Raw genomic sequence first — 23,663 nt, forward strand, 5'->3', positions numbered from 1 at the left:
CGGAAGCGCCGCTGGGGGAGTGTGGAACCCACCGCGTCCTACACCAGCGCCCCCGGTTGTCTGGGGTGAGCTACCTGCTGATCAGACACGCCCGTGCACTCGACCACTGCCCCGCAGCGACTGGCCAAGCGCGGTCTTCGACAAGGCTGGTTTTTCGTGGGGCGTTCCTCACTCCGCAATGATACGCAACGCCCTACCGAGGTCCTCGCACGCTGAGGGTCCACCGGCTACGCATCACATTCCTCAGCTACGGCGTCCCTGGGCCCGGTCCATAGCACAACGCTGCAAGGGCGGCACCCGCGCTCGCGGCCACGCCATCAACCGGTGCGCGGGGTTCGGGAGGGCCCTGACACACGCCGCCCTCGCGTCCGACCACTAGCCCCCGCCTGCGCCCTCTCGTCAACGCTTTTTGTCCGGGGGGGGGGGGGGTGGGGGGGGGGCGGGGGGGGGGGGGTGCGCGGGGGGGGGGCGGGGGGTGGGGGGGGGGGGGGGGGGGGGGGCGGGGGGGGGGGGGGGGGGGTGGCGCGCGAGGGGGGGGCGTGGGGGGGGTGGGGCGGGGGGGGGGGGGTCCCAGCCCGGGGTGATCCGCACCGAGCTGGTGGACGGCAGCGTGCCGGACCCGGTGGCCTTCCTCCGAGGCGCCGGGTCCGGGCTGCTCACGCGACGGGTCGGCACCGCGGAGGAGGCTGCGGCGGCCTACCTCTTCGCGATGGGCAACGGCTACGTCACCGGCGCCACGCTCGCGGTGGACGGCGGCGCGGCGCTGGTGTGAGGCGGGTGCCGGGCGTTGGTCGGCGCCATCGGCGAGATCCCGCGCGGTGTCGTGTCCGACGGCGGTCCACTCCCCGGTCGGTTCTTCGACGAACTGCACGGGCACGAACGCCCGGACGCGTGCGGGACGCCGGTCAGTTGTGGAGCGGTGGGGTGTGGAGGGTGAGGTGGACGGCTTCGTCGTGGAGGGCGGCGGTGCTGGCGACGGCCACCGTCTCGGCGGCGATGGTGGCGATGGTGAGGACGTGGTCGCCGTGGGTGAGGCGGCGGCCCTCCACCGCGCTGCCGTCGACGAAGAGCCAACCGGTGCCCGTGGTCGGGGCGAGGACCTCGGAGGGGGAGGTGGTGGCGAGGAAGTCGAGGAGGAGGGCGGTCGGGTCGGGGGTGAGGGGAACGCGGAGGTGGGGCGGGGGGGACGCGGTGGGTGGTGACGCGGGCCAGGACGGTGTGGTCCTCGTAGTAGTCCAGGCTGAGCTGGTGCGTGACGCCGTTCGTGCCGGAGGCGTCGGCCCGGTGGAACCAGGTGGGGCGGGGGCGGGCGAGGGCGGCGGCCGGGCAGCCGAACTCCCGCAGCAGTGAGGGCCAGTTGGGCAGCTCGGGGAGCGGGGGCGGGGCAGAGCTGCGGAACATGACGGCTCCTCAGGCGGGCGCGCGCGGTGGGTGCGACGGCGGTGCCCGGACAGCATGGCAGTTCGGGGACGGTTCATGGGCGGGAATTCCCAGGTGGAGCGGCACGAGCGGTGGGGTGGCGGACCGGATTGCCGGGGGTGGGGCTGACGGCGCGGAGTGGCCGGGCGGGGGTGGGGGGCTCGGCGCTGCGGAATGGCCGCCGCCTCGGATCTCGAATGCGGTCTCGGAGACCTGAACGGCCGGTCCGGGAGCAGCCCTTCACCCGGCCACGGACCGGCGGAGGGCCGTCCCGGGCTGCCCCGTGCGCTCCGAGGAGGAAGGTGGTTGCGCGGGAGCCTGCCGGCTGATGCGCTGCGGGAGCCGCTCCGCGGGTCGGCCGAGAGTAGTGAGGCGGGGCGGTCAGGGACCGAAGACCTCGTCGGGGGTGAGGCCGTCGGCGGTCGGGCGGCCGGCGTCGACCCAGCTGCGGTAGGCCGGGGAGGCCAGGCGGTGCGCGCGGTCCAGGGCGTCGCCGTGGTGGCGGTCGGCTGCGACGAGGCCGGTCAGGTACTCGGCCGTGCTGAGGCCGGCCTTGGCGGCGGTGGCTTCCAGCCAGTCCGCGAGGTCGGCGTCGAGCAGCAGCGGGTCCAGTTGACGCAGCGTCATGGGACCACAGTACCCGCGTGACGGAGGCGAAGGCAGGGATCGGGGCCAGGGCCGGGTGAGAATGGCGGTCCGTGGAGCGATCGAGGAGGTGGGCGGAGCGGTGGAAGGGCGGAAGCCGGGGATCGACCGCGCGGCGGTGAAGGCGAGGATGGCCGCGATGCAGCGCGAACACGAGCGGCTGCGGACGGTCGAGGGCCTGGCGGAGTGGTGGGCGAAGCACTTCGACACCCCGTTCCGCCTGCTGGGCGCGGTGCAGAAGGACGAGCCGGAGGGGCTGGAGGAGCTCGGGCCGGTGGTGGTCGAAGCGGCGCGGGCGGTTGCGGCGCCCGTGGTGATGTCGGAGCGGGATCCGCAGCGGGTGGTGTGCCGTTCGAGGAGTTCTGGGCGGTGGCCGGCGAGCTGGCGGTGATCCCCGGGCCCGGGGCGGACGTGGTGCTCGTCTTCAGGGAGGGGCACGCGGTCGTCGTCCTCCGGTTGACCGGGCAGCAGTTCCGGAGCGCGGCGGACGTCTGGCTCACACCGGAGGCCGGGCTGCACGTGGTCCTGTTCGCGGACGGCACGGCGCTGAGCCTGGAGCGCGACCGCGAGTACGCGCCGTGCGAACCGCTCACCGATCACGTCGCGCTCTGGAAGGGGTACCCGGTGGCGGGGGCCTGAGTGTGGTTGGCTGGGGCCTTGCCGGTACGAACCGTACGAGACGAGGAGCCCGCCGTGTCCGCAACGCCGCAGGAAGTCTTCCAGCGCTACGTGTACGCCGGTGCGATGACGCGCGATGCCGATGCCCTGTCCGAACTCTTCACGGAGGACGGGGTGTTGGAGGCTCCGCTGCTGGCGGAGGGCTCGGCGTTCCCGCGTCGGACAGTGGGGCGGGAGGCCATCCGGACGGCGCTGGCGGAGTACTACGCGCGACCGGTGGGCGGCCCGAAGACTCCGAACCTCGAGAAGTCGGGGTACGTGCTGCACCTCACCGCCGACCCGGACGTCTTCATCGCGGAGATCGACACCGCCTTCGACGGGGAGGACGGCGAGGAGGAGACCGTCTCGCTGGTACAGGTGTTCCGTCTCCGGGACGGGAAGATCGCCCGCCTGCGCGACTACTTCGCGCCCACGCTGGTGTGAGCCGGCTGCCCTCCTCGTGCAGCCGGGGCGGGGAGGGGCGGGGCAGTGGTCAGTCGGGCAGGGAGGCGAGGTCGGTTCGGGCGGTTGTGGCGTGGAGGGGGTGGAAGGCGGGGTTGGTGGCGAGGGCCCGGGTGAGGTGGGTGCGGGCCTGGGGGGTGTGGCCGAGGGAGAGCTCGATCTCGCCGAGGTGGAAGTCGAACAGGGCGTTCTTCCAGCCGAGTCGGGTGCTGGTCTCCGCCAGTTCGAGGGCCTCGGTGTCGGCGCCGGTGCGGTGCAGTGCCCAGGCGAGCGCGTCGGCGACCAGCGCGTGCCGGCGGCGGCCCCATTCGGCGCGGAGCAGGCGGACGGCCTCGGCGGGATCGGCGTGGTCGGCCTCGTACTGGCCGAGGGAGAGGTCGTCGTTGACGCCGTTGGCGGCGGCCAGCCGCTGTTCGGCGGTGAGTACCCGGTACTGCTGCTGGGCCTGGTCGCGGTGGCCGAGTGACTCGTGCAGTTCGCCGAGTTCGAGCAGGTACTGGGGAAGGGGGACTCGGGCGATGGCGGTGGTGTAGTCGCGGACGGCGTCGTCGGTCCGGCCGAGGGCGGCCTCGGCGCGGGCCTGGCCGGCCAGTGCCGGGGTGTAGGAGGGGTCGGCGGTGAGCGCGTCCCGGTAGCCGGTCAGGGATCGGTCGAACTGTCCGGCGTTCCAGTCGAGTTCGGCGATCTGGTGGTGGCAGAAGGCACGGTCGGCGGGAGCGTGGGCGGAGGCCAGGGCCTGACCGAGGGCGGCCCGGGCGTCCTCCGTGCGACCGTGCTGTTCGAGGTCGTAGGCGGCCCGGGTGAAGGACGCGGTGCCGGGCCTGCGGTCGAGGAGCTGCTGGACGGCTTCGGTGGCGCCGAGGTCGTCGCCCAGCTGGGTGCGGGCGTCGGCGAGGACGGCGTAGGCGGGCCAGTGCGCGGGGTCGGCGGCGATCGCCCGTTCGGCGTGGTCGCGGGCCTGGTCGAAGAGGTGGCGGGCGTTGGCCAGGGCGCCCAGCCCGGTGAGGGCGGCGGCGTTGGCCTGCGGAGCGAGGGAGAGCGAGCGGCGCAGGGCCTCGTCGGCCCGGGGGTAGTACGCGGAGTCGGCGGTGAGCCGGGCCTGTTCGACGTACTCGGATCCCAACTTGGCCCAGGTGCCTGCGTCTTCCGGCAGGGCGCGCAGGCGCTGCTGGTCGGCGGCGATGGCGCGGCCCAGCGGATCGGTGGGGGAGGGAGCGGCCGCGGGTGGGCGCACTGCGGTGCCGCTTCCGGCCCGGCCGCCGGGAGGTCGGTCGACGGTGCCGAGGGCGGTGAGGCCGGCGGCGAGCGCGAGGGTGGTGAGGAGGAGCGGCAGTCGGCGCACGGGAGCCTCTCGGGGCAGGGGGCAGGGGGCAGGGGGCAGGCAGGCGGAAGGTGCGGAGGCACGGCGGTGGCGGTGCGGTCGGCCGGTGGTCGGGTGGGGCCGACCGCACCGCCGGTGGGTCAGTTGGCCTGGTTGACGGCCTTGTCGTAGGGCAGCGCCAGGTACGGGAAGGTGGCGCCGAAGGGCTTGTCGGTGGAGTTCACCTTGTCGCCCGCGGCCAGGGCCGCGACGAAGTTGCCCGGGGTGGCGCCCTCGACCACCTGGAGGGCGATGTCGACCACGTCGTCACCCAGGCGGCGGCCGTTGGGGAAGCCCTGGAAGTCGCCGTTCAGGACGCCGAGGCGGTCGGGGTTCGGGGTGACCGGGGTGGACATGTTCAGGCGCAGCTCCTCGGCGGGCACGAACTTGCCGGGGTCGATGTCCTGGTTCATGAGCTGGGAGTTGAGGTCGACCGCGAGCGGGCCGTTGGCGGCCTTGGCGATGCCGGTGAGGAAGATCTCCTGGAGGTCGGTCCGCGGGGTGGCCGGGGCCGGGAGCCCGTAGATCGCCTGGACCAGCTTCGGCACCTCGGGTTCGAGGACCCGGGCGACGACGGCGGGCTGGTTGTGGTCCTCGGACGGGGGAAGGGAGTTGAAGGCGTCCTTGAGGCCCGAGGGGAGGACGACCTCGTTGACCAGGGGGTTGCCCAGGCGCGAGACCTGGACGAACTTGCCGACCGGGTCGGCCTTGCCGGGGCTCAGCTTGAGGGTCTGCTTCTCGGTGCTGGACCAGACGCCGATCACCGGGTTGCGGGTGGCGTCGCCCTTGTAGGCGAGGCGGCTCTTGGGGATCTGGAGCGCGACCGAGTTGACGTTGTACCCGGCGAGGGTGTTCTGGCCGACCTCGGAGAGGTTGCCGCCGTAGAGCAGGTCGAAGACCCGCAGGTCGAGGAAGAACGGGTCGGCCGCCTGGGTGGCCACCGTCTGTCCACCACCGGGGAGTTGCACGGTGGCCTGGTCGCGGAGCATGCCGTAGTTCGGCATGGAGGCCCGGCCGGTGTGGGAGGGGGCGACCTGGCCGCGGTCGACCAGGGTGACCGGGTCGCAGTCCGGGCGGAGCTCCTGGAGGGTGTAGTACTGCCGGAAGAGCAGGGTCGGGTCGCTGAGGTTGTTCACCGGCCCGTTGTTGTAGAGGAACGTGCCGGTGCCGCGCGCGTCCTCGGTGTGGAAGGTCCAGCGGTAGGTGACGTCGGGCTTGCCGGTGCCCTGGGAGTCGATGTTGATGTCGTAGTGCGCGCCGTCGGCCCAGGGGTAGAAGTTCGGGCCGCCGTTGGGCTCCTGGAACGGGAGCCAGTTGGCGATCAGCGTGACGGTGTCCGGGCTGTCCGGGCTGGTGAACGCGTAGAGGTCGGTGTTGTCGACCTGCGGGTCGGCGGCGATCAGCGGGGCCTCGCGGTGGCTGGAGGCGGTGCTGACGCCGGCACCGGTGCCCAGGAGGGCGGTGCTTGCCAGCGCGAGGCCCATGGCGGTCAGCACCGCCGCGGAGCGGGCGGCGGAGCTGGTGCGGGCACGTTGGCGCTTGACGCTCATGTGGGTCCGTTTCTCGATCGGTTGACGGAACGTCGGCTCCGGGCCGTGGGTGCGCGGAACCGGGGACCCGGGCGAACCCGGTCGGTCCGAACTGTGGACCGCGTCCCGTGGCGCCTTCGGTCGTGCGCGGACCACGGCTTGGCCAGGCCACCCGGACGGAGCACCGGAGCCACCCGTACGGCCCCGTCGGGGGGACCGTCCGCGCGTCCGCGCGTCCGCGCAGCCCGAGCCGCCGCCGCCCGGTCGGGCGGGAGTGCGATGCATCGGCATGTCCGCCCGTTTCCTGCGCCGCTCAGGTGATCCTCCGGCTCCGTTGGGGTGGTGGCGGCCATCCGCGGGCCCGCTGCCACGAATGTGAGCGCGGGCCCGTGCCGGCCCGCCCCGAACCGGACCGGGATCGAGCACCCGGCGTCAGAGACCCACCGGAGGACCAGCGTGCGAGTCCCACGACCTCTTTCCCGGACCGCGGCGGTGGCGGCGGGCGCCCTGCTGCTGACCGGCCCGGCCGCTCCCGCCGCCGAGGCCCATCCCCTGGGCAACTTCTCCGTCAACCACTACCTCGGGTTCACGGTCCACCCGGACCGTCTCGACCTCCTCGCCGTCGTCGACGCCGCCGAGATCCCCACCCTCCAGGAGCAGCCCCGGGTGGACCGCGACGGGAACGGCACGGTGGACGAGGGGGAGCGCGCCGCCTGGGCCGCCGAGCAGTGCACCCGGGTCGCCGAGCGCCTGCGGGTGACCAGTGACGCCGATGCCGCGCCGCTGCGGTGGACCACCGGCTCCGCACGGTTTGACTACCAGGACGGCGCGGCCGGTCTGCGCAGCGGCCGGTTGGAGTGCCGGCTGCGGGCCGGACTCCGGCTGCCGGAGGGCGGTGCGGGCGTGCACGTGGTCAGCGGGATCGATGCCACGCGGGTGGGCTGGAACGAGATCGTGGTGCGGGGCGAGGGCGCCGTCGTGGCGGACTCGGACGTGCCGGCCGGCTCGATCTCCGGAGAACTGCGGGACTACCCACGGGAGTTGCTCGGAAGTCCGAGCGGGGTGACGCACGCCCGGTTCCGGGCCCGGCCCGGGGACGGCGGGGAGGTCGGAGCAGTGGCGGGGGCGGCACCGTCCTCCGGCCCGGCCGCCTGGCTGGCACGCCTCGACGGCAGGCTCGCCGCACTCGGGGCTGCCGAGCGGCTGACCGTCCCGCTCGGTCTGCTGGCCGTCCTGCTGTCCCTGCTGCTGGGGGCCGGACACGCCCTCCTGCCCGGTCACGGGAAGACCGTGATGGCGGCCTACCTGGCCGGGCGGCACGGGCGCACCCGGGACGCCGTCACCGTCGGGGCCACCGTCACCGCGACCCACACGGCCGGGGTGCTGGTCGTCGGGTTGTGCCTGACGGCCTTCTCCTCGCTGGCCGGGGACGTGCTGCTCGGGTGGCTCGGCGTGCTCAGCGGGCTCCTGGTCACCGTGGTCGGCGTGAGCCTGCTGCGGGATGCCGTCCGACGCCTGCCCAACTCCCGTGCTCGGCACGGAGATCAGCCCCAGGCTCTGGAGGAGCCGCGCAGGGAACTCGTCCACGCGGCGGCGGCCGACGGCGGCGGCCACGGGCACCTGCATGAGCACCCGCACCCGCACGACCACGACCATGGCCACGACCACGACCACGGGCATCACGATGGGCACGGGCACAACCACGTGCACGGGCACGACCACGGGCACCATCACCACGGCTGGTTCGGCGGGCACCACCACGGCCCTGACGCCCCCTCACGCGGGCGGCTTATCGGGCTCGGGATCGCCGGTGGCCTCGTTCCCAGTCCGTCCGCGCTGGTGGTGCTGCTCGGCGCGGTCGCGCTCGGGCGGACCCTCTTCGGGGCGGCGCTGGTCGTCGCCTACGGCCTGGGCATGGCCGCGACCCTCACCGCCGTCGGCCTGCTGCTGGTGAAGGTCGGTGACCGGCTGCGGGCGGTGCAGGAGGGCACGGTGGCCCGGACGCTCCGTCAACTCGCCCCGTACAGCGGCCTCCTGGCCACGCTCCTCGTGCTGGCCGTGGGGGTCGGGCTCGTCGTCCGCAGCCTGCCCTCGGCCCTGTGACCACCACCCCGAACGGAGACCGGACCACCGTGACCACCCGCACCGCCACCGCCCTGGGCCTGGCCCTGCTGCTCGCACCCCTGGCCGCCGCCTGCACCTCCGCAGCCGACGGAAGCTTCGACGCGGGGCCGGCCGCCCCCGCCCCGACGTGCCTCGCGCACCAGGCCGAACGCCCCGGCCCCCGGTACACCTCCGGGCAGGGAGCGGAGCCGCGCGCGGTCCTGGAGATGATGCGCTACTACACCGCCAACGGCACCAAGCCGTTCTGCGACGGTGCGGCGCCCACCGCCGAGGACCGGCGCTGGGCGGAGCTCTACGTCGAACTCGGCGGCGACCGGAGGTACGTGTCGAACGGGCGGGAGTGAGGGCCGCCGGTCCCGGTGCGTGCGGCTCCGGTCGTCAACGCCGCGCCACGCGTTGGCTCCCAGGGGTGAATCGCGGCCGACGGAGCAAGCCGGCCGGAGCGGTGCGCCGAAGTGCCTGCGATGTGTCCGCGTGGTGCGGGCATCGGAGGAGATGGGGGCGTGATGGCCGCAGAGCGCATCGACACCCGTTTGTTGGAAGAACTGACCGAGCAGTCGCAGGACCTGAACAGCGACGCGCTGCGGATCACCCGGGGCGCGTTGACCGACTTCGGGCAGGAGACCGAGCCCGCCGGGCGGCGCTGGTGGCGGCGCGGCGGCGTCCTGGCGGGTGTGGCCGGGGCGGCCGCGCTGTTCGGTTCGGCGCGGGCCTTCGCGGCCACCGCCACGGCCGACGACATCATGGCGCTGCAGACGGCCGCGTCGCTGGAGAACCTGGCGGTGAGCGTCTACCAGACCGCCGCCACGCTGCCGTTCATCAAGGACGGCAACAAGACGGTGGCGGCCTTCATCGCCAAGACCACCGAGCAGCACCAGGCGCACGCCAAGGCGTTCAACTCGGCCGCCACGCAGGCGGGCGGGAAGGCGCAGACCGGGCCTGACCCGAAGTACAAGGCGGTGGTCGACCAGACGCTGCCGACCATCAAGGGTCCGGCGGACGTGGTGAAGCTGGCCATCACGCTGGAGGACGTGGCGGCGCAGACCTACACCAAGAACGTCGCGCAGGTGAGCAACGCGGACCTGCGGAAGCTGTTCGCCTCGGTGGCGCCGGTGGAGGCGCAGCACCGGGCCACCCTGCTTGCGGTCCAGGCGCTGCTGGCGGGCAACGCCGCCGACCTGATCACCATCCCCGTCGACCCGGCGAAGCTGCCCGCGGCGGCCGGCAGTGTCGGTTTCCCGGACGCGTTCTACCCGACCAAGGACGCCTCCCCGATCAGCGAAGGAGCCGTCAAGTGACGGGCAAGGCCAAGGGCGGCTGGGAGCTGCCGATCACGGAGGGCCAACTGGCCCGCCTCACGCGGGACATGGAGCAGGCCCACCAGGACACCCTGCCCGCGATGCGGGCGAGTGCGGTGGACCTGGCCGAGGAGATCCGTACCCGCCGCCACGATCAGGGCCTGGCGGACCAGGGCCGCCGCCGCTTCCTGCTGGGCGTGGGCGGGGTGGGAGCCGCACTGGTGCTGGCCGCCTGTTCGAGCGACCCGAAGGCCACCAACGCGGTGAGCTCGCCGTCCGCCTCGGGCACATCCGCGAAGCCGTCGGCGTCCGCGTCCGGTCAGTACACCGGAGACCTCCAAGTGGTGGCGCTGGCCACCGCGCTGGAGAACCAGGCGGTCGGCGCCTACCAGGCGGCGCTGGACGCGGCCAAGGCCGGCAAGCTCGGCACCGTGCCGTCGGCGGTGGCCACCTTCGTGACCACCGCGATGGCCCAGCACGCCGACCACGCCAAGGCTTGGAACGCGGTGCTCACCGGGGCGGGCAAGCCCGCCGTCACCAACGTGCCGCTGTCCAACCAGGCCGACGTCACGGCGGCGCTCGGCAAGGTCACCGACGTCGGGTCGGTCGCCAAGCTGGCCCTGCAGCTGGAGGACCAGGCCGCGCAGACCTACCTCTTCGCGACCTACAACGTCACCAGCCCGGCCGGGATCGCCACCGCCGCCACCATCGCGCCGGTGGAGGCGATGCACGCCGCGATCCTGCACTACGTGCTGGGCGAGTACCCCGTCCCGGCCGACTTCCTGCCCGTCGACAAGGCCGCCAGCCCCAGCCTCCTGACGGTCTGACGACTCCGGGGCAGGGTCGCGGACGGGAATCGCGCGACCCTGCCCCGGCCCTGCACCTGGAGAGCACGCCCGTGCACACATCCCCCGCCCGTGCCCTGATCGCCGCTGCGGTCACCGTCCTGCTGATGCTCGCGGTGGGTTGTTCCGGCTCGACCGGTCCCACCCGGGTCAACCCGGTCGCCACGGTGAGCACTTCGCCCCCGACCGGGGAGACCTCCACCGCCTCGGCCGTGAACCTCACGATCAAGGACTTCGCGTTCGCCCCCGCCGACCTCACCGTCGCCCCGGGGACCCGGATCGTGGTCGCCAACCAGGACAGTGCTCCGCACACCGTCTCCGCCACCGGCAAGGCCTTCGACACCGGCCGGGTCGAGGCCGGTGCGTCCGCGACCTTCACCGCCCCCGCCGCCCCCGGCAGTTACCCGTACCTCTGCGACATCCACCCGTTCATGGGCGGCACCCTCACCGTCCGATGACCACGCCGTACGCGGCGGAGCCCGGCCTGGGCAGTCCGCGGCCCCGCGGGATCCGGTCCGGTACCGAAGGCAGAGTGCGATCCGCCGCCGCGGGGCCGAACACCCGTCCAGGAGTCCCGAGCGTGACGCCCGCCCCCGTGCCCGTCCCGATCCGCTGCGGCAGCCGCCACCCTCAGGAGTGCGCCCTGCTCCTGCGGCGCTCCGTCGCCGAGTCCACCGGGTGGCGACCCACCGCGGCCGTCCTGGCCGTCGGTGAGCGGGCCGCCTGCCTGGCGCACCGGCTGGCCGAGCGCCACACGCCCGCCTTCACGCTCGGCATCGGCCGGGCGGCGTCCGCCGTCCGGGGGCCGTACACCGCCGACCTCGGTGCCGAGGCGCTGCTCCTGCCGACCCTCGGCCTGCCGCGGCTGTCCCTCGCGCTGGTCAGCGGCTACTCACCGCGCCGCACCGAACAACTCCTGCTGGACCTGGACGTGTTGCTGCGCCCGGACGCGCCGGTGCTGTTCCTGCCGAGCCGGCGCGTGCCCGGTCTGCGACCGTACACGGCTCCGGCCGGTGCCTCGGCGTTCCACCGGCTGCGGGTGGTGCGGCTCGCCCACGTGGGCTGTGCCGACCCGGGCGACCTGGCACCCGTCGGGCTGCCGTACCAGCACGACAGCCCCGTCCTGGCGGCGGGCCGTCCGTCCCGGAGCACCGTCGGGTGACCGGGGCACGGCCGTCCGGTCACCAGCCGGGACGGGCACCGACGCCGCCGTCGACGACCAGGTCGTGGCCGGTGATCCAGGAGGCGAGGGGGGAAGCGAGGAAGAGGCAGGCGTCGGCGACGTCGCGGGGGGTGCCGAGGCGGGTGAGCGGGGCGGCGCTCCGCCAGCGGGTGACGCCGTCGGGCCAGGCCTCGGTGAGGCCGGGGCGGTCGATGAGGCCGGGCGAGACGGTGTTGACCCGCAGGCCGCGGGGGCCGAGTTCCAGGGCGGCGGCGCGGGCGAACATCAGGAGGGCGGCCTTGGCGGTGGCGTAGTGGGCGTGGCCGACGGCCGGCCGGCTCCCCTCGATGGAGGCCAGGTGGGTGATGGAGCCGCCCGGGGGGAGGAGGGGTACGGCGGCCCGGGTGAGGCGGACGGGGCCGTGCAGGTCGGTGTCGACCACCGACTGCCAGTCGGAGTCGGTGAGTTGGTCGAGGGCGGTGACGGGCTGGATGCCCGCGCAGTTGACCACGGCGTCCAGGCGGCCGTGGTGCTCGGCGGCGCGCTGGACGGCAAGGGCGGTCTCGGTCTCGCTGCCCAGGTCGCCGTGGACGGTGGCGGCGCGGCCGCCCCGGGCGGTGATCCGGTCGGCCATCCCGGCCAGCGCCGGGGTCGAGCGGCGGCCGTGCAGGACCACTGCCGCGCCGACCTCGGCGAAGCGTTCGGCGACGCCGGCGCCGATCCCGCCGGTGGCGCCGACCACGAGGACGGCCAGGCCGGCCAGGCCGAGGGGGTCGGCACCGCCGGAGCCCGAGGGGTGGCGGGGGTCAGTCACGGCGGCCCTTCCAGTGGTCGTCGGTCGCCATGGTGAGCGGCCCGTCAGGGCGGCACAACTGCCGGATCAGCTCCGCCCGTTGCGGGTAGGCGGCCGCCAACTCGGGTGCGGTGCCGCCGTGGTAGTCCGAGGGGAGGAAGCCCGGGGCCATGCTGGCGCCGAACAGTGACCAGCCGCCGCCGGGTGCGACCCGGGCGCCCATCCAGCTGCCGCCGGGCACCACGTGCTGGACGCGCGGGGCGGGGCCGTCGCCACCGAGGAGCACCAACTCGTCGGTGCCGTCCGGGTGGAGGAGCAGCAGCTCCAGCGGATCGCCCCGGTAGAAGTGCCAGACCTCGTCCCGGGGGAGCCGGTGCAGGGCGGAGAAGTCTCCGGGTCCGGGGCCGAGGAGGGCGAGGATCACCGAACCGGCGGGACGGCCGGCGGCGTCCTCGGGCCCGGCCCAGATCCGGTCGAACCGCCCGCCCTCGGCGGGCAGCGGCACCAGCCCGTACGCCCGGGCCACCTCGTCCGCGGTGCTCATCCGGCACTCCCCTCCTCCGCCCGTCGGTGCGACGGCACCGGACGATCCTAGGGACACGGAGGGCCCGGAGGTGGGAGGCCACGCCTGGTCCCGGTCGAGGGCTAACGCTGTTATGGCCCGGACAAGTTGGGGGTTATCCCCTTCCTGAACAGCCAATGGGCGTGCAATGGTACATGTCACCCAGCACCCCCCACTGCTGTCGGAGGACCTTCACCATGCGCTTCACACGCATGCCCAGAGCACTGTTCACAGCGGCGCTCACCTGCACGATGGCGCTCGGCGCCCTCTCGGCCCAGAGCCAGGCTGTCCCCAACAGCCCGTTCCAGGCGCCGAGCAGCGCGAACAGCGCGAGCACCGCCGGCCCCAGCCGCCCGGCCCCGCAGCCCGCCGCGGCCACCGTGGCCAAGGAGCAGGCGGCGCACGCCAAGGAGGACGCCAAGCTCGACCTCAGCCTGCGGGCGCCGCGCACCGCGCCCCGTACCCAGGACGCGGTGGACGTCAAGTCCAAGACGCAGCAGGCCCCGAGCGCCCAGGCCGCGGCCGCCTGCAACACCTCGGACTTCACCTCCCGCACCGGAAGCGCGCTGGTGACGGCGGTCAAGGGCGCCACGGTGGACTGCGTGAACACGCTGTTCACCCTCACCGGCACCGACGCCAACAAGGCGTTCCGCGAGGCCCAGATGGTCACCATCGCCAACGCGCTGCGCGACGTGGCCGTCAACTACCCGGGCAACAACACCACGTCGACCGCGCAGCTGGTGCTCTACCTGCGCGCCGGGTACTACGTGCAGTTCTACAACTCCGGCGCCGTCGGCAGTTACGGCACCACGCTGAAGAACGCGATCCGGCCCGCGCTGGACGCCTTCTACGCGGCCCCGCGCTCCAGCGACGTCACCGACGCCAACGGCGACATCCTGAGCGAGGCCGTCACGCTGATCGACAGCTCCGGCGAGAACGCCCGCTACCTGTACGTCGTCAAGCGCCTGCTCAACGGCTACGGCACCTCGTACGACGCGTACTGGGGCATGAAGGCGGCCGTCAACAACGTCTACACGGTGCTCTGGCGCGGCCACCAGGTGCCCGAGTTCGTCACCGCCGTGCAGAACGACACCAGCGTGCTCACCCAGCTGGACTCGTTCGCCACCAAGTGGAACGCCAAGCTCGGCTCCGACACCGGCTACCTGGTCTCCAACGCCGGCCGCGAGCTCGGCCGCTTCCTCCAGGAGGCGCCGCTCCAGCCCACCGTCCGCCCGCTGGCCAAGCACCTGCTCGACCAGAGCCAGCTGACCGGCCGCACCTCCGCGCTCTGGATGGGCGTGGCCGAGATGGCCGACCAGTACGACCAGGCCAACTGCTCGTACTACGGCACCTGCGACCTGCCCAACCGGGTCAAGGCGGCCATCCTGACCGTGCGTCAGACCTGCAGCCCCAGCCTGAAGATCCAGGCCCAGCAGATGAGCGCCGCCGAGCTCAGCGCCACCTGCACCAGCCTGGCCAACCAGGACGCCTTCTTCCACAACCTGGTGCGCGACAACGGCCCCGTCGCCGGTGACAACAACACCAACCTCGAGGTCTCGGTCTTCGACTCCAGCAGCGACTACCAGACCTACGCCGGCGTCATCTTCGGCATCGACACCGACAACGGCGGCATGTACCTGGAGGGCAACCCGGCGACGGTGGGCAACCAGGCCCGCTTCATCGCGTACGAGGCCGAGTGGGTCCGCCCCGCCTTCCAGATCTGGAACCTCAACCACGAGTACACCCACTACCTCGACGGCCGCTTCGACACCTACGGCGACTTCGACGCCGGCCAGGTCAAGCCGATCATCTGGTGGGTGGAGGGCTTCGCCGAGTACGTCTCCTACCACTACCGCGGCGTCAAGTACGACGACGCGATCACGGAGGCGGGCACCCACCGCTACGCGCTCTCCACGCTCTTCGACACCACCTACGACAACACCGACCAGACCCGCACCTACAACTGGGGCTACCTGGCGACCCGTTACATGCTCCAGTCGCACCGCTCCGACGTGGACGCCGTGCTCGCCAAGTACCGCACCGGCGACTACGCGGGCGCCTACACCTACCTGAAGTCCACCATCGGCACCCGCTACGACGCCGACTTCAACAGCTGGCTCACCGCCTGCAACGCCGGCAACTGCGGGACCGTCACCACCCCGCCGGCGAACGAGTGCACCAACGCGGACAGCCGCCAGCTCGACAAGAACTGCGGCCGCTCCAACCTCTCCGCCACCACCGGGAACCTCGCCTACCTGTACATCTACCTCCCGGCCGGAACCCCCAAGCTCACCATCACCAGCACCGGCGGCACCGGCAACGCCGACCTGTACTACAACGCCAACGGCTGGGCCACCAGCACCTCGTACACCGCGAGGTCCACCGGCGCCACCAACGCCGAGACCCTGACCATCAGCAACCCGCCGGCGGGCTGGAACTACATCAGCCTCTACGCCCAGCAGGGGTTCAGCGGGGCGTCGGTCGTCACCACGTACTGACCGACCCCCGCGTGACCGGCGGGACCCCGGGCGGAGCGGGGAGTGGGTAACCCGCACCGCCCGGTACGCAGGACGGCCCGGCCCAGCACGGTGGGCCGGGCCGTCCGGCACGTCCGGCCCCGGCGGGAGCCCGCTCCGGCCGCATCCGACCCTTGGGAGAGCAAGTGGAGCGGGCCGGATAACAGGAATCTCCGGACGGTGTTTCAGCAGGTCGGGACCGGTTTCGGCCGCGCTCGACGGGTTCGCCCCCGGCTCTTGGCGGGACGGCGGATCTCCCATAACCTCCCGGCGGGAGCAGTGGTGCTCACCCGAGGAGATGGGGGACCGCGCGTGGAACTGGAGCTGCGGCACCTGCGCACCCTGTGCGTGATCGCCGAGGCGGGCAGCCTCGGCCGGGCGGCGGCCGTGCTCGGCCACAGCCAACCGGCCGTCAGCACCCAACTCGGCCGGATCGAGCGGCACTTCGGCGAGGACCTGTTCCTGCGCACGCCCACCGGAGTGAAGCCCACCGCGTACGGCGCCCAGGTGTTGGCCCGGTCCCGCGAGGTGCTCGCCGCCGTGGAGCGGATCGGTCGCCGGGAGGACGAGGCCCCGGCCGCGCCGAGCGGGCGCGCCCTGCGGCTGGCCGCCACCAACACGCCCGTGCTGCCCGGCCTGGTCCGGCGGCTGCGCGGCCAGCTGCCCGAGGTCCCGCTGACCGTCAGCAGCGTCTACGCCTCGTCCGCCATCGTGGACCTGCTGGAGCACGAGGAGATCGACGCCGCGCTGGCCGTCGACTACCCCGGCCAGGAGCTCCCGCACTCCGCCGCCGTCGAGCACCGCGGCATCATCACCGAACCGGTCTTCCTGGCCCTCCCCGCCGGGCACCGGCTGCGTCACCGGGCCGAGGTCTCCCTCGCCGAGCTCGCCGACGAGGCCTGGTTCCTCACCCCGGACGACGGGGCCGGCTGGCCCGGCTTCTTCCACGCCGCGTGTGCGGCGGCCGGCTTCACTCCGGCGGTGGTGCACGAGTTCCTCGGTGACCAGGTGCAGCTGCAGCGGATGATCGCCGAGGGCCTGGGCGTCTCCGTCGTGCAGGCCACCATCCAGCCGATCCCCGGGGTGATCGTGAAGCCGCTGACCGGCACCCCGCTGTGGACCAGGTACCTGCTGGTCTGGCGCCGGGACGGCCGGGCCGGGGAGGTGGCCGAGACCCTCTACCGCTCGGCCGTGGAGTCCTACCGGGAGCTGATCAGCCGGGCCCCGCACTTCCAGACCTGGATGGCGCGGACCTACGGCTGAGCAGGGCCGGAGGCCGACGAGGGGAGGGCCGGGGCGGCCCGGAAGGCGGGACTCCGCCCATTAAATAGGTACCCGTGACTTGGGCACCCCCGGTTGATCCGGCGCCGGGTTCGGGCGAGGCTGTCCGGCAGGAGGCCCGCCCCACACGCCTTCAGGAGTCGCAGATGATCGCCATCGACCAGACCGCCCCCGACCTCGCGGTACGCGAGGGATCGGCAGCGTGCGCCATGCCGGCCGATCCCGCCGCCGTCCCGGCCCTGAGGCACTTCGCCCAGGTGCTGGCCCGGCAGTGGGGGGTGCCCGACAGCGTCGAGGAGGCCCTCGCGCTGATCGTGACCGAGCTGGTGGCCAACGCGGTGCGGCACAGCGGGAGCCCCGAGGTGGCCGTGCTGCTCGCCAGCGACGGCCTCACCGTGGTCGTCCAGGTCCGGGACAACGGCCACTGGCGCCCGCAGGCCACCACCGGCCCCGAGGACTGCACCGGCCGCGGCCTGATGCTGGTCGAGGCCTACGCGGCCGGCTGCACCATCCGGCGCACCGCCACCGGCACCCAGGTGACGGCCGAGCTGCTGGTGCCCGAGGCCGCGTGAGCACGTCACCGCCGCGTGCGAAGCTGCCGGGATGAGATCACGCACCAAGGGCATGTGGTGGGGCACGACGGTCGAGGCCCCCGACCCCTCCGCGCTGGCACGGTTCTACGTCGACCTGCTGGGCTGGCACCTCGGCCACGAGGAACCCGGCACCGCCGTGGTCGCCTCCTCGCCCCAGGGCCCCTTCCTGGTCTTCCAGCAGGCGGACGGCTACCGGCCCCCGGTCTGGCCCCCGAGCGAGGGCGCGCAGCGCCCGATGATGCACCTCGACTTCCAGGTGGGGGACCTGGAGGACTCGGTGGCCGAGGCCCTCGCCCTCGGCGCCACCCTGGCGGACCACCAGCCACAGGCCCACGTCCGGGTGCTGTTCGACCCGGCCGGCCACCCCTTCTGCCTCTGCCGCGACGACGGCTGACCACCGGGCCGGCCGCACCCCCGGGTTGGCTGACCGCCGGGCCTGCTGAATCTCCGCGCCGGCGGTACGGGAAGGCCTCACTGGACGGCCCTGCCGTTTGCCCCCTGACCTGCGCCGATCTAGCGTGGCCAGGACAGGGAAGGTGATCGCGTGGCAGCAGGCCCCGGGCGACCGGCCCCCGGCAGGAGCTTCGAGTTCGTCGGCCGTCAGCGGGAGCTCGGGCTCCTGCTGGCGGCCGTGCGGCACCCGCCCGCCGTGGTCCTGGTCGAGGGGGAGGCCGGGATCGGGAAGTCCCGGCTGGTCCACGAGGCCGCGCTCGCCCTGACCGCCGAGGGCCACCGGGTGCTCACCGGCCACTGCCACCCGCTGCGCGAGCCCTTCCCCTACGGCCCGGTGATGGACGCGCTGCGCAAGGGCGGCCGCTGGCTCCCCGCCGAGGGCGTCCCACCCACCGCCGGTGCCCTCGCCCCGCTGCTGCCCGACCTCGCCGACCGCCTGCCCTCCCCGCCGCCCCGGGCCCGCGACGCCCAGGCCGAGCGGTACCAACTCGTCCACGGCGTAAGGGCGTTCCTCTCCGCGATCGGCCCGGCCGTGCTGGTGGTCGAGGACCTGCACTGGGTCGACGAGGCCACCCGGGAGCTCCTGCTGCTGCTCGCCCGCGACCTGCCCGAGCGGCTCGGCCTGGTCGGCACCTACCGGGCCGAGGACCTGCCGCCCCGCACCCCCGTCCTCGGCGCCGCCTACCGGCGCCCGCCCGGCACCAGCGGCGCCGTCATCCGGCTCGCCCCGCTCTCCGAGGCGGCGATCGGCGAACTGGCCGCCGCCGCCCTCGGCGGGCAGGCCACCCCCGACCTGACCGCCGCCCTCTACCAGCGCAGCGAGGGCCTGCCGCTGGTCGCCGAGGAGGACCTGATCACCCTGGCCGAGCAGAGCCTGCACGGCCGGGCGGCCGAGGCCGCCGCCCACCTGGCCCACGCCGAGGTGCCCCGGGGCCTGCGCGAAGCCGTCACCGAACGCCTGGCCACCCTCTCCGAGACCGGCGCCGCCGTGGTGGACGCGGCCGCCGTGCTGGCCGTCCCCGCCGGCGAGGAGCTGCTCGCCGCCGTCGCCGGGCTCGACGCGGAGCGCGGCGCGCAGGGGCTGACCGAGGCGCTCCAGGCGGCCGTCCTGCGGGAGACCGGGCACCGTGACGGGGCGCGGGGCGAGGCGCCGCAGCGGGAGGACGTGCCCCCGCCGCACGGGGTCCGGCACGGGGCGGGGCACGGCGGGCAGTACGTCTTCCGGCACGTGCTGGCCCAGCAGGTGGCGTACCGTCACGTGCCCGGACCGCAGCGGGCCCGGCTGCACCGCCAGGCCGTCGAGGCGCTGCGAGCCCTGACGCCCCCTCCGCTGGTCCAGATCGCCCACCACACGCTGGCCGCCGGGGACCGCGAGGCCTGGCTGCCCAGGGTGGAGGAGGCGGCCGAGCAGTCCATCGCGCTGGGCGACACCGGCACCGCCGCCGCCCTGCTCCACCAGGTGCTGGAACAGCCCCACCTCTCGGCCGACGACCGCTCCCGCACCGCCCTGGCCCTCGGCCGGATCGCGGTCAACGGGCCGGACCACCTGGCCAACGCCGCCGTGCTGCGCTCCATCCTGGCCGACCCCCGGCTGCCCACCGCCACCTGCGGCGAGATCCGGATGGACCTCGGCCTGCTGATGGTCAACCACGGTGGCGACCGCTCGGGTTACGAGGAGATCGCCCGCTCCATCGGCGAGTTGGAGTCCAAGCCGGAGAAGGCCGCCCGGGCGATGATCGCGATGGCGATGAACGAACGGGACGAGGCGGCGGCCCACTCCCGGGCCTGGCTGGAACGCGCCGAGCAGACCCTCGCCGCGAGCCCCGACCAGGCCGTGCGGGCGGCAGCCCGGGCCACCCGGCTGACCCTGCTGGCCCGGGACGGCGACCCGGCGGTCTGGGCCGAACTCGACCGCCTGCCGCGGCAGTCGGAGGACACCGACCTGCTGCGCCAGACCACCCGGGCGGTTTACAACGTCGGCGAGCTCGCCATCGAACTGGGACACGACCAGCGGGCAGCCGAACTCCTGGCCGAGAGCCGGGAGTTGGCCCGCCGGGCGGACATCCCCTACCTGGAGTGCTACAGCCGGATCGCCCTGCTGCGGCTGGACGGGGGTGGCCGGCCGGTGGGAGGGGATCGAACGGGGCTTCGCCGAACTGGCCGACCAGTACCCGGACATGGCGATGGCCGGGACGGAGCAGAGCCTCACCCTGGGCCGGCTGGCCACGGCCCGGGGCCGCACCGCCGAGGCCCTGCGCCACTACCGGGCCGCCGCCGAGTACGGCGAACGGGAGTCCCAGGTGACCTCCGCCGTCCGTGCCGCGGTCGGCCTGGCCGCCGTCCGGCTGGCCGAGGGCGCTCCGGAGGACGCCTGGGCCACCGTCACCCCGGCGGTGCGGCTGCTGGCCCGGGCGGGTGCGTGGGCGCGGGCCACCGGCCTGCTGCCGGTGGCGGTGGCCGCGGGCCTCGCCTGCGGGCAGGAGGCGGCCGCGACAGCCTTGGTGGAGCAGGCGGGGGAGGGCCTGCGAGGCCGGGACGGACCAGGGGCGCGGGCCGAGCTGCACCTGGCCCACGGCCTGATCCAGGCGCAGGCCCAACCGGCCCTGGCCGTCGAGCACCTCACCACCGCCCGGGACATCTGGCGGGCCGTCGGCCGCCCCTACGAGGCCGCCAGGGCCGCCGAACTGCTGGCCCGCGCCCTGGCGGCCACCGAACGGGACCGGGCGGCCGCACATCTCACCGACGCCGTCGACTCCTTCACCCGCCTCGGCGCCACCGCCGACACCGCCCGCTGTGGCCCCCTGCTCCGCGAGCTCGGCCTCACCCGCCCCGCCGCCCGCGGCCGCCAGGGCTACGGCTCCCGCCTCTCGCCCCGCGAACGCCAGGTCGCCGACCTCCTGGTCGAGGGCGCCACCAACCAGGCGATCGCCCAGGCGCTCTTCCTCTCCCCGCGCACCGTCGAACAGCACGTCGCCCACGTCCTGAAGAAGCTCGACACCACCCGCAAGACCATCTCCGACGTCCACCCGGCGACTCGACGAGGCCGCGAAACGTTCGGCGCGGGCGGGGTGGTGCGGGACGGAAGTCAGGGGCATTGACCTTCTCTATCGAGCGAACGTCCCGGGTTTGGTCCGGATGGTCGATGATCTACGGATTTCGATCTCCCACTGCGATTCCACGTCCGGCCATTTTTTGGAGCAGCCCTGTGCTTTTTTTTTTTTCGTTTTTTTTTTCCCCCCCCCCGGGGGGGCGGGCGAGAGGCATCGACTCGAGCGGGGAGACAGTGGTTGTGGTTTGACGGCCCACGTCGGGGAAGCAGGTCGCTTACTCCGCGGGAGGCAGTCACTGGATCTGCCGATCGGGGAGGCGTAGTGCAGTTCGTCAGCAAGGGTTGACGCCCGCCACCGACACGGGCCGACAACGCTAGGGACGCCCGTCCGGAGGGCCCCCAAGTCTCGGGCGCCTGGAAAGTTCACTTCTCGCCCCTACGAGGAAGAGGCTTCTCCCATGCGCGCTCGCACCCACCTGGGCCCTCGCGGCCCGGGCCGCCACCTCGCAGTCCCCCCCCGGCGCCTCCCGCCTCGGCCGCCTCGACCCGTCCCGCCTGGTGGCCGCCGCCTCCGTCCTCACCGCCGGCGGAGCCGCCGGACCGGCGTGGCGGTCGGTGACGTCCTGGCGCTCGCTGTGTTCACGGCCAGCAAGGCCACTTCACTCCACGCCGCCGGGGGCCCTTGGGCGTGGTGGCCAGCATCGGCCAGCCGGGCATTGACCGGGCCGACCGGCCCGGTCCGCCGGAGGTGAGGGGCTGCTGCGGTGGGGTTGCTGCGGTGAGGAGCTCCTCAACCCGCGCTCCGACGGCAGCGAATACCGGTAACCGTACCTCTTCCACTCCCACCGGCTCGGCCGTCACCACGGCCATCCTCACCGGGCGAGGGCGGGCCGCGACCGGGGCCTGACGTTCCGTCAACGAGGGGGTGTGGAGGGGCGGTCGAGCCTTCGGGGCGTTGGGTAGCGGGGCCGGGCGGTCTGGAGGTGGCGGGTGGACCGGGCAAGCAGTGGGCGACGGCCGGTGGCGCGCGTCCGGACGGGCCGTACCCGGCCGGGTGTGACACGGCGACGGTCGGGGGTGGGTTCAGGCCGTGCGCGAGGCGTCGGTGGCGGAGCGGCGCGGGCGCCCAGGCAGACTCCTCGTCCGGAACGGGCCGTCAGCGTCGGAGAGGCCTCGATACCGATTGGCTGTGGGCCGACCCGGTTGGCGAAGCGGTGCCGGGGCCCTCGTCGTGCCCTCCGGAGTACCCGTCCACCAGGACCGCCGCGACCAGGTCGGCCGCCCCGACCCGATGCCCTGGGCGCGGGCCGCTCCGCGGATGTGCCCATTTTTTGCCGTCCCGGTGCACGATCGCCGAGGCGCCCTCCGGCTGGGAACGGGCCAGCCAGCCGCTGGCGGCCGCCGCCAGCACGGTGTCGGCCGGCAGCTAGGGCCAGGACACGCGCCCGCAACCCTGGCCGAGCAGCACCGCCAGACGGTACTGGGGGGTGTGCGCAGTGGCGACAGCTGTCTCCAGGGTCCGAGCGATATCCAGCGCCAGGCGTCCAGCTCGGCCTGACGGAGAGTTCGGCCCCCGATGTCAACCGCGCCACCAGCGGCAGGCCCAGCCTGCTTCGAGACAGCCGGGCGGTCCGGCGACACGCTGCGGCAGATTTCCGGGGGGGCGGCTGGTGAACGGCCGCTCCGGCGCCCGGCCCGTTGCCCCAACGGACCACGGCGGTGCCCGCCGAAACCGTGCCAGCGACCGGACCACGCGGACGTCCGGCGCGGCAGCTCCAGGCAGGCCGAGGTCGGCGGCCGCGAGCACGGCCTCCGTCCCGGGCGGTACGGCGGCGCGCTGCGGAGCACGAGGCCTCCCAGGCGTCCAGGCTCCGCCGGCCGTTCCGGGTCGGGCAGCCGGCCTGGTCCGGGGGGTCGGCGAGACGCGAGGGCCCGGGGCCACGTCCGCGCCCAGCCGCTCCGGCGGGACGACGCCGTCGCCAGACCGTGCGGCACCCAGGGTCTCGGCCCCTGCAACATCACCTTCGGGAAGATTTATTTTCACCCCGCCGCAGCTCACGGACACCCGCGGCCCGAGGAAAGCCCAGCCGGCCCACAGGCTCGGCCAGCACCAGATGCCGAGGGTGCCCAGGAAGGCAACACCCCGCATGGTCGGGCTGCGCAGGTAAGTCAGTAGCGCAGACGGCCGCACGGTGGGCCTGGACGGCGGCGGTGACAGCACCATGCAGAGGAAAGCCGCGGTGCCCTCCTGCACCTGGTCCGCCCAAGACCGGCCAGCGCCAGCACGGCAGCCGCGCGGACACTGGCCCGCTCCACCGCCCGGGTGATCCGCTCAGGCGGTGGCCACCCCGAACGAACCCGCCCAGGAGCGAACTCCGACACCACCAGAGCCACATGACGCACCGCAACCCGTGCCACGCCGGTACGTCACGGCCTCGTCAATCCCGAGTCCGCCCCCGGGCGCGCCTCCAGCTCCTCCCGTACGCCGATGAACCCCTCCGGCGCCCCGCACCGGTTGTCCCATCACTCAAGCTCCCGCACGCCAGCAGCCCTATCATCGCTCCGCCGTCAACTGTCATCCCGGTCCGGTCCTGACCGCCCATTCCCTGGCGGAGACGTCAGCCTGTGGCGGTGCTCACTCGCCCTCCGTCGGGGGTCGGCCGGCGCTGGGGATGCCAGCCTCGTCCCGTCGTGGGGTGAGCTCGCCGTCTCCGCGGGGTGATTGCTCACTCGCCTCCGGCGGGAGCGCGGTGTGGGGTCTCTACGCGTCTTATCGCAGGGGCGAGGGGTTGGATCGGCCCGTGCGGCTGCTCGTCCGCTCGGTCCGCTCAGCCTGTGGGCGCCGTGGCCCGGCAACCGGTGGTCCGGAGTTGCCGGCCGGCGCTGTGGCCGTGCCTCAGGGCGTCCGCCTCCGC

General features: G+C 73.9%; 22 protein-coding genes and 1 pseudogene. 16 read left to right on the top strand and 7 right to left on the bottom strand.

What is annotated here, in order from left to right:
* Positions 1–580: 580 nt before the first annotated feature.
* Complete coding sequence (locus tag ABD946_RS26860; RefSeq protein ID WP_345287849.1) at positions 581–772, top strand: SDR family oxidoreductase; 192 nt, start codon at positions 581–583, stop codon at positions 770–772.
* Between the two features lie 133 nt (positions 773–905).
* Here ABD946_RS26860 and ABD946_RS26865 read toward each other — a convergent pair whose 3' ends face one another.
* Together ABD946_RS26865 and ABD946_RS26870 are read right to left on the bottom strand one after the other, a co-directional pair.
* Positions 906–1,049 carry a hypothetical protein gene (locus ABD946_RS26865; protein WP_345287851.1) on the bottom strand — a complete coding sequence of 48 codons (144 nt, stop codon included), beginning with the start codon at positions 1,047–1,049 and terminating at the stop codon, positions 906–908.
* A gap of 751 nt (positions 1,050–1,800) precedes the next feature.
* On the bottom strand, positions 1,801–2,046 hold the full coding sequence (locus ABD946_RS26870) for a hypothetical protein (RefSeq protein ID WP_345287853.1): 246 nt from the start codon (positions 2,044–2,046) through the stop codon (positions 1,801–1,803).
* Between the two features lie 61 nt (positions 2,047–2,107).
* Here ABD946_RS26870 and ABD946_RS26875 point away from each other — a divergent pair, with 61 nt between their 5' ends.
* From ABD946_RS26875 to ABD946_RS26885, 3 genes are read left to right on the top strand one after another with little or no spacing between them, the layout of a single operon-like run.
* Complete coding sequence (locus ABD946_RS26875) at positions 2,108–2,455, top strand: hypothetical protein (protein WP_345287855.1); 348 nt, start codon at positions 2,108–2,110, stop codon at positions 2,453–2,455.
* Positions 2,434–2,703: a hypothetical protein gene (locus ABD946_RS26880; RefSeq protein ID WP_345287857.1), complete on the top strand. Its 270-nt coding sequence runs from the start codon at positions 2,434–2,436 to the stop codon at positions 2,701–2,703. Before ABD946_RS26875 ends, ABD946_RS26880 begins: the two co-directional genes overlap by 22 nt.
* A 54-nt stretch (positions 2,704–2,757) precedes the next feature.
* The gene (locus ABD946_RS26885) at positions 2,758–3,165 is read left to right on the top strand and encodes a nuclear transport factor 2 family protein (RefSeq protein WP_345287859.1); all 408 of its coding nucleotides are present in this window, start codon (positions 2,758–2,760) and stop codon (positions 3,163–3,165) included.
* Positions 3,166–3,214: 49 nt separating this feature from the next.
* Here ABD946_RS26885 and ABD946_RS26890 read toward each other — a convergent pair whose 3' ends face one another.
* Both ABD946_RS26890 and ABD946_RS26895 read right to left on the bottom strand, forming a co-directional pair.
* A complete protein-coding gene (locus tag ABD946_RS26890) occupies positions 3,215–4,525 on the bottom strand; it encodes a tetratricopeptide repeat protein (protein WP_345287861.1) in 1,311 nt (436 codons plus the stop codon).
* 119 nt (positions 4,526–4,644) lie between these two features.
* Complete coding sequence (locus ABD946_RS26895; protein ID WP_345287863.1) at positions 4,645–6,093, bottom strand: DUF4331 domain-containing protein; 1,449 nt, start codon at positions 6,091–6,093, stop codon at positions 4,645–4,647.
* 435 nt (positions 6,094–6,528) lie between these two features.
* Here ABD946_RS26895 and ABD946_RS26900 point away from each other — a divergent pair, with 435 nt between their 5' ends.
* The 6 genes from ABD946_RS26900 to ABD946_RS26925 all read left to right on the top strand — a co-directional run bounded on the left by ABD946_RS26900 (position 6,529) and on the right by ABD946_RS26925 (position 11,501).
* On the top strand, positions 6,529–8,175 hold the full coding sequence (locus ABD946_RS26900) for a high frequency lysogenization protein HflD (RefSeq protein WP_345287865.1): 1,647 nt from the start codon (positions 6,529–6,531) through the stop codon (positions 8,173–8,175).
* Positions 8,172–8,540, top strand: coding sequence for a hypothetical protein (locus ABD946_RS26905; protein ID WP_345287866.1), 369 nt, complete (start codon positions 8,172–8,174; stop codon positions 8,538–8,540). Before ABD946_RS26900 ends, ABD946_RS26905 begins: the two co-directional genes overlap by 4 nt.
* Before the next feature lie 162 nt (positions 8,541–8,702).
* Positions 8,703–9,494, top strand: a complete 792-nt coding sequence (locus ABD946_RS26910; protein ID WP_345287867.1) for a ferritin-like domain-containing protein — start codon at positions 8,703–8,705, stop codon at positions 9,492–9,494.
* On the top strand, positions 9,491–10,321 hold the full coding sequence (locus tag ABD946_RS26915; RefSeq protein ID WP_345287868.1) for a ferritin-like domain-containing protein: 831 nt from the start codon (positions 9,491–9,493) through the stop codon (positions 10,319–10,321). The genes ABD946_RS26910 and ABD946_RS26915 overlap by 4 nt, the downstream gene beginning before the upstream one ends.
* Positions 10,322–10,392: 71 nt before the next feature.
* Positions 10,393–10,797: a cupredoxin domain-containing protein gene (locus tag ABD946_RS26920; protein WP_345287869.1), complete on the top strand. Its 405-nt coding sequence runs from the start codon at positions 10,393–10,395 to the stop codon at positions 10,795–10,797.
* 122 nt (positions 10,798–10,919) lie between these two features.
* Complete coding sequence (locus ABD946_RS26925; RefSeq protein ID WP_345287870.1) at positions 10,920–11,501, top strand: hypothetical protein; 582 nt, start codon at positions 10,920–10,922, stop codon at positions 11,499–11,501.
* Between the two features lie 19 nt (positions 11,502–11,520).
* Here ABD946_RS26925 and ABD946_RS26930 read toward each other — a convergent pair whose 3' ends face one another.
* Complete coding sequence (locus tag ABD946_RS26930; protein WP_345287872.1) at positions 11,521–12,315, bottom strand: SDR family NAD(P)-dependent oxidoreductase; 795 nt, start codon at positions 12,313–12,315, stop codon at positions 11,521–11,523.
* Positions 12,308–12,838, bottom strand: coding sequence for a cupin domain-containing protein (locus tag ABD946_RS26935; RefSeq protein WP_345287873.1), 531 nt, complete (start codon positions 12,836–12,838; stop codon positions 12,308–12,310). Before ABD946_RS26935 ends, ABD946_RS26930 begins: the two co-directional genes overlap by 8 nt.
* Before the next feature lie 230 nt (positions 12,839–13,068).
* Here ABD946_RS26935 and ABD946_RS26940 point away from each other — a divergent pair, with 230 nt between their 5' ends.
* The 5 genes and pseudogenes from ABD946_RS26940 to ABD946_RS26960 all read left to right on the top strand — a co-directional run.
* Positions 13,069–15,354, top strand: a complete 2,286-nt coding sequence (locus ABD946_RS26940; RefSeq protein ID WP_345287874.1) for a M9 family metallopeptidase — start codon at positions 13,069–13,071, stop codon at positions 15,352–15,354.
* Between the two features lie 330 nt (positions 15,355–15,684).
* Complete coding sequence (locus ABD946_RS26945) at positions 15,685–16,635, top strand: LysR family transcriptional regulator (protein ID WP_345287875.1); 951 nt, start codon at positions 15,685–15,687, stop codon at positions 16,633–16,635.
* 164 nt (positions 16,636–16,799) lie between these two features.
* Positions 16,800–17,225: an ATP-binding protein gene (locus tag ABD946_RS26950; protein WP_345287877.1), complete on the top strand. Its 426-nt coding sequence runs from the start codon at positions 16,800–16,802 to the stop codon at positions 17,223–17,225.
* 31 nt (positions 17,226–17,256) lie between these two features.
* Positions 17,257–17,640 carry a VOC family protein gene (locus ABD946_RS26955; protein WP_345287879.1) on the top strand — a complete coding sequence of 128 codons (384 nt, stop codon included), beginning with the start codon at positions 17,257–17,259 and terminating at the stop codon, positions 17,638–17,640.
* Between the two features lie 237 nt (positions 17,641–17,877).
* Positions 17,878–18,252 (top strand): annotated as a pseudogene (locus ABD946_RS26960) (AAA family ATPase); the annotation flags it as partial.
* Between the two features lie 1,115 nt (positions 18,253–19,367).
* On the opposite strand, the gene ABD946_RS26965 reads toward ABD946_RS26960, so the two are convergent.
* Positions 19,368–19,556 (bottom strand): hypothetical protein, encoded by a 189-nt coding sequence (locus tag ABD946_RS26965; protein ID WP_345287881.1) that lies wholly within the window; start codon positions 19,554–19,556, stop codon positions 19,368–19,370.
* Positions 19,557–19,813: 257 nt separating this feature from the next.
* On the opposite strand from ABD946_RS26965, the gene ABD946_RS26970 reads away from it, so the two are divergent.
* A complete protein-coding gene (locus tag ABD946_RS26970; protein ID WP_345287882.1) occupies positions 19,814–20,797 on the top strand; it encodes a helix-turn-helix transcriptional regulator in 984 nt (327 codons plus the stop codon).
* The last annotated feature ends 2,866 nt before the right edge of the window (positions 20,798–23,663 follow it).

The organism is Kitasatospora albolonga, assembly GCF_039535905.1.
In the GTDB taxonomy this organism is placed as follows: Bacteria; Actinomycetota; Actinomycetes; order Streptomycetales; family Streptomycetaceae; genus Kitasatospora; species Kitasatospora albolonga.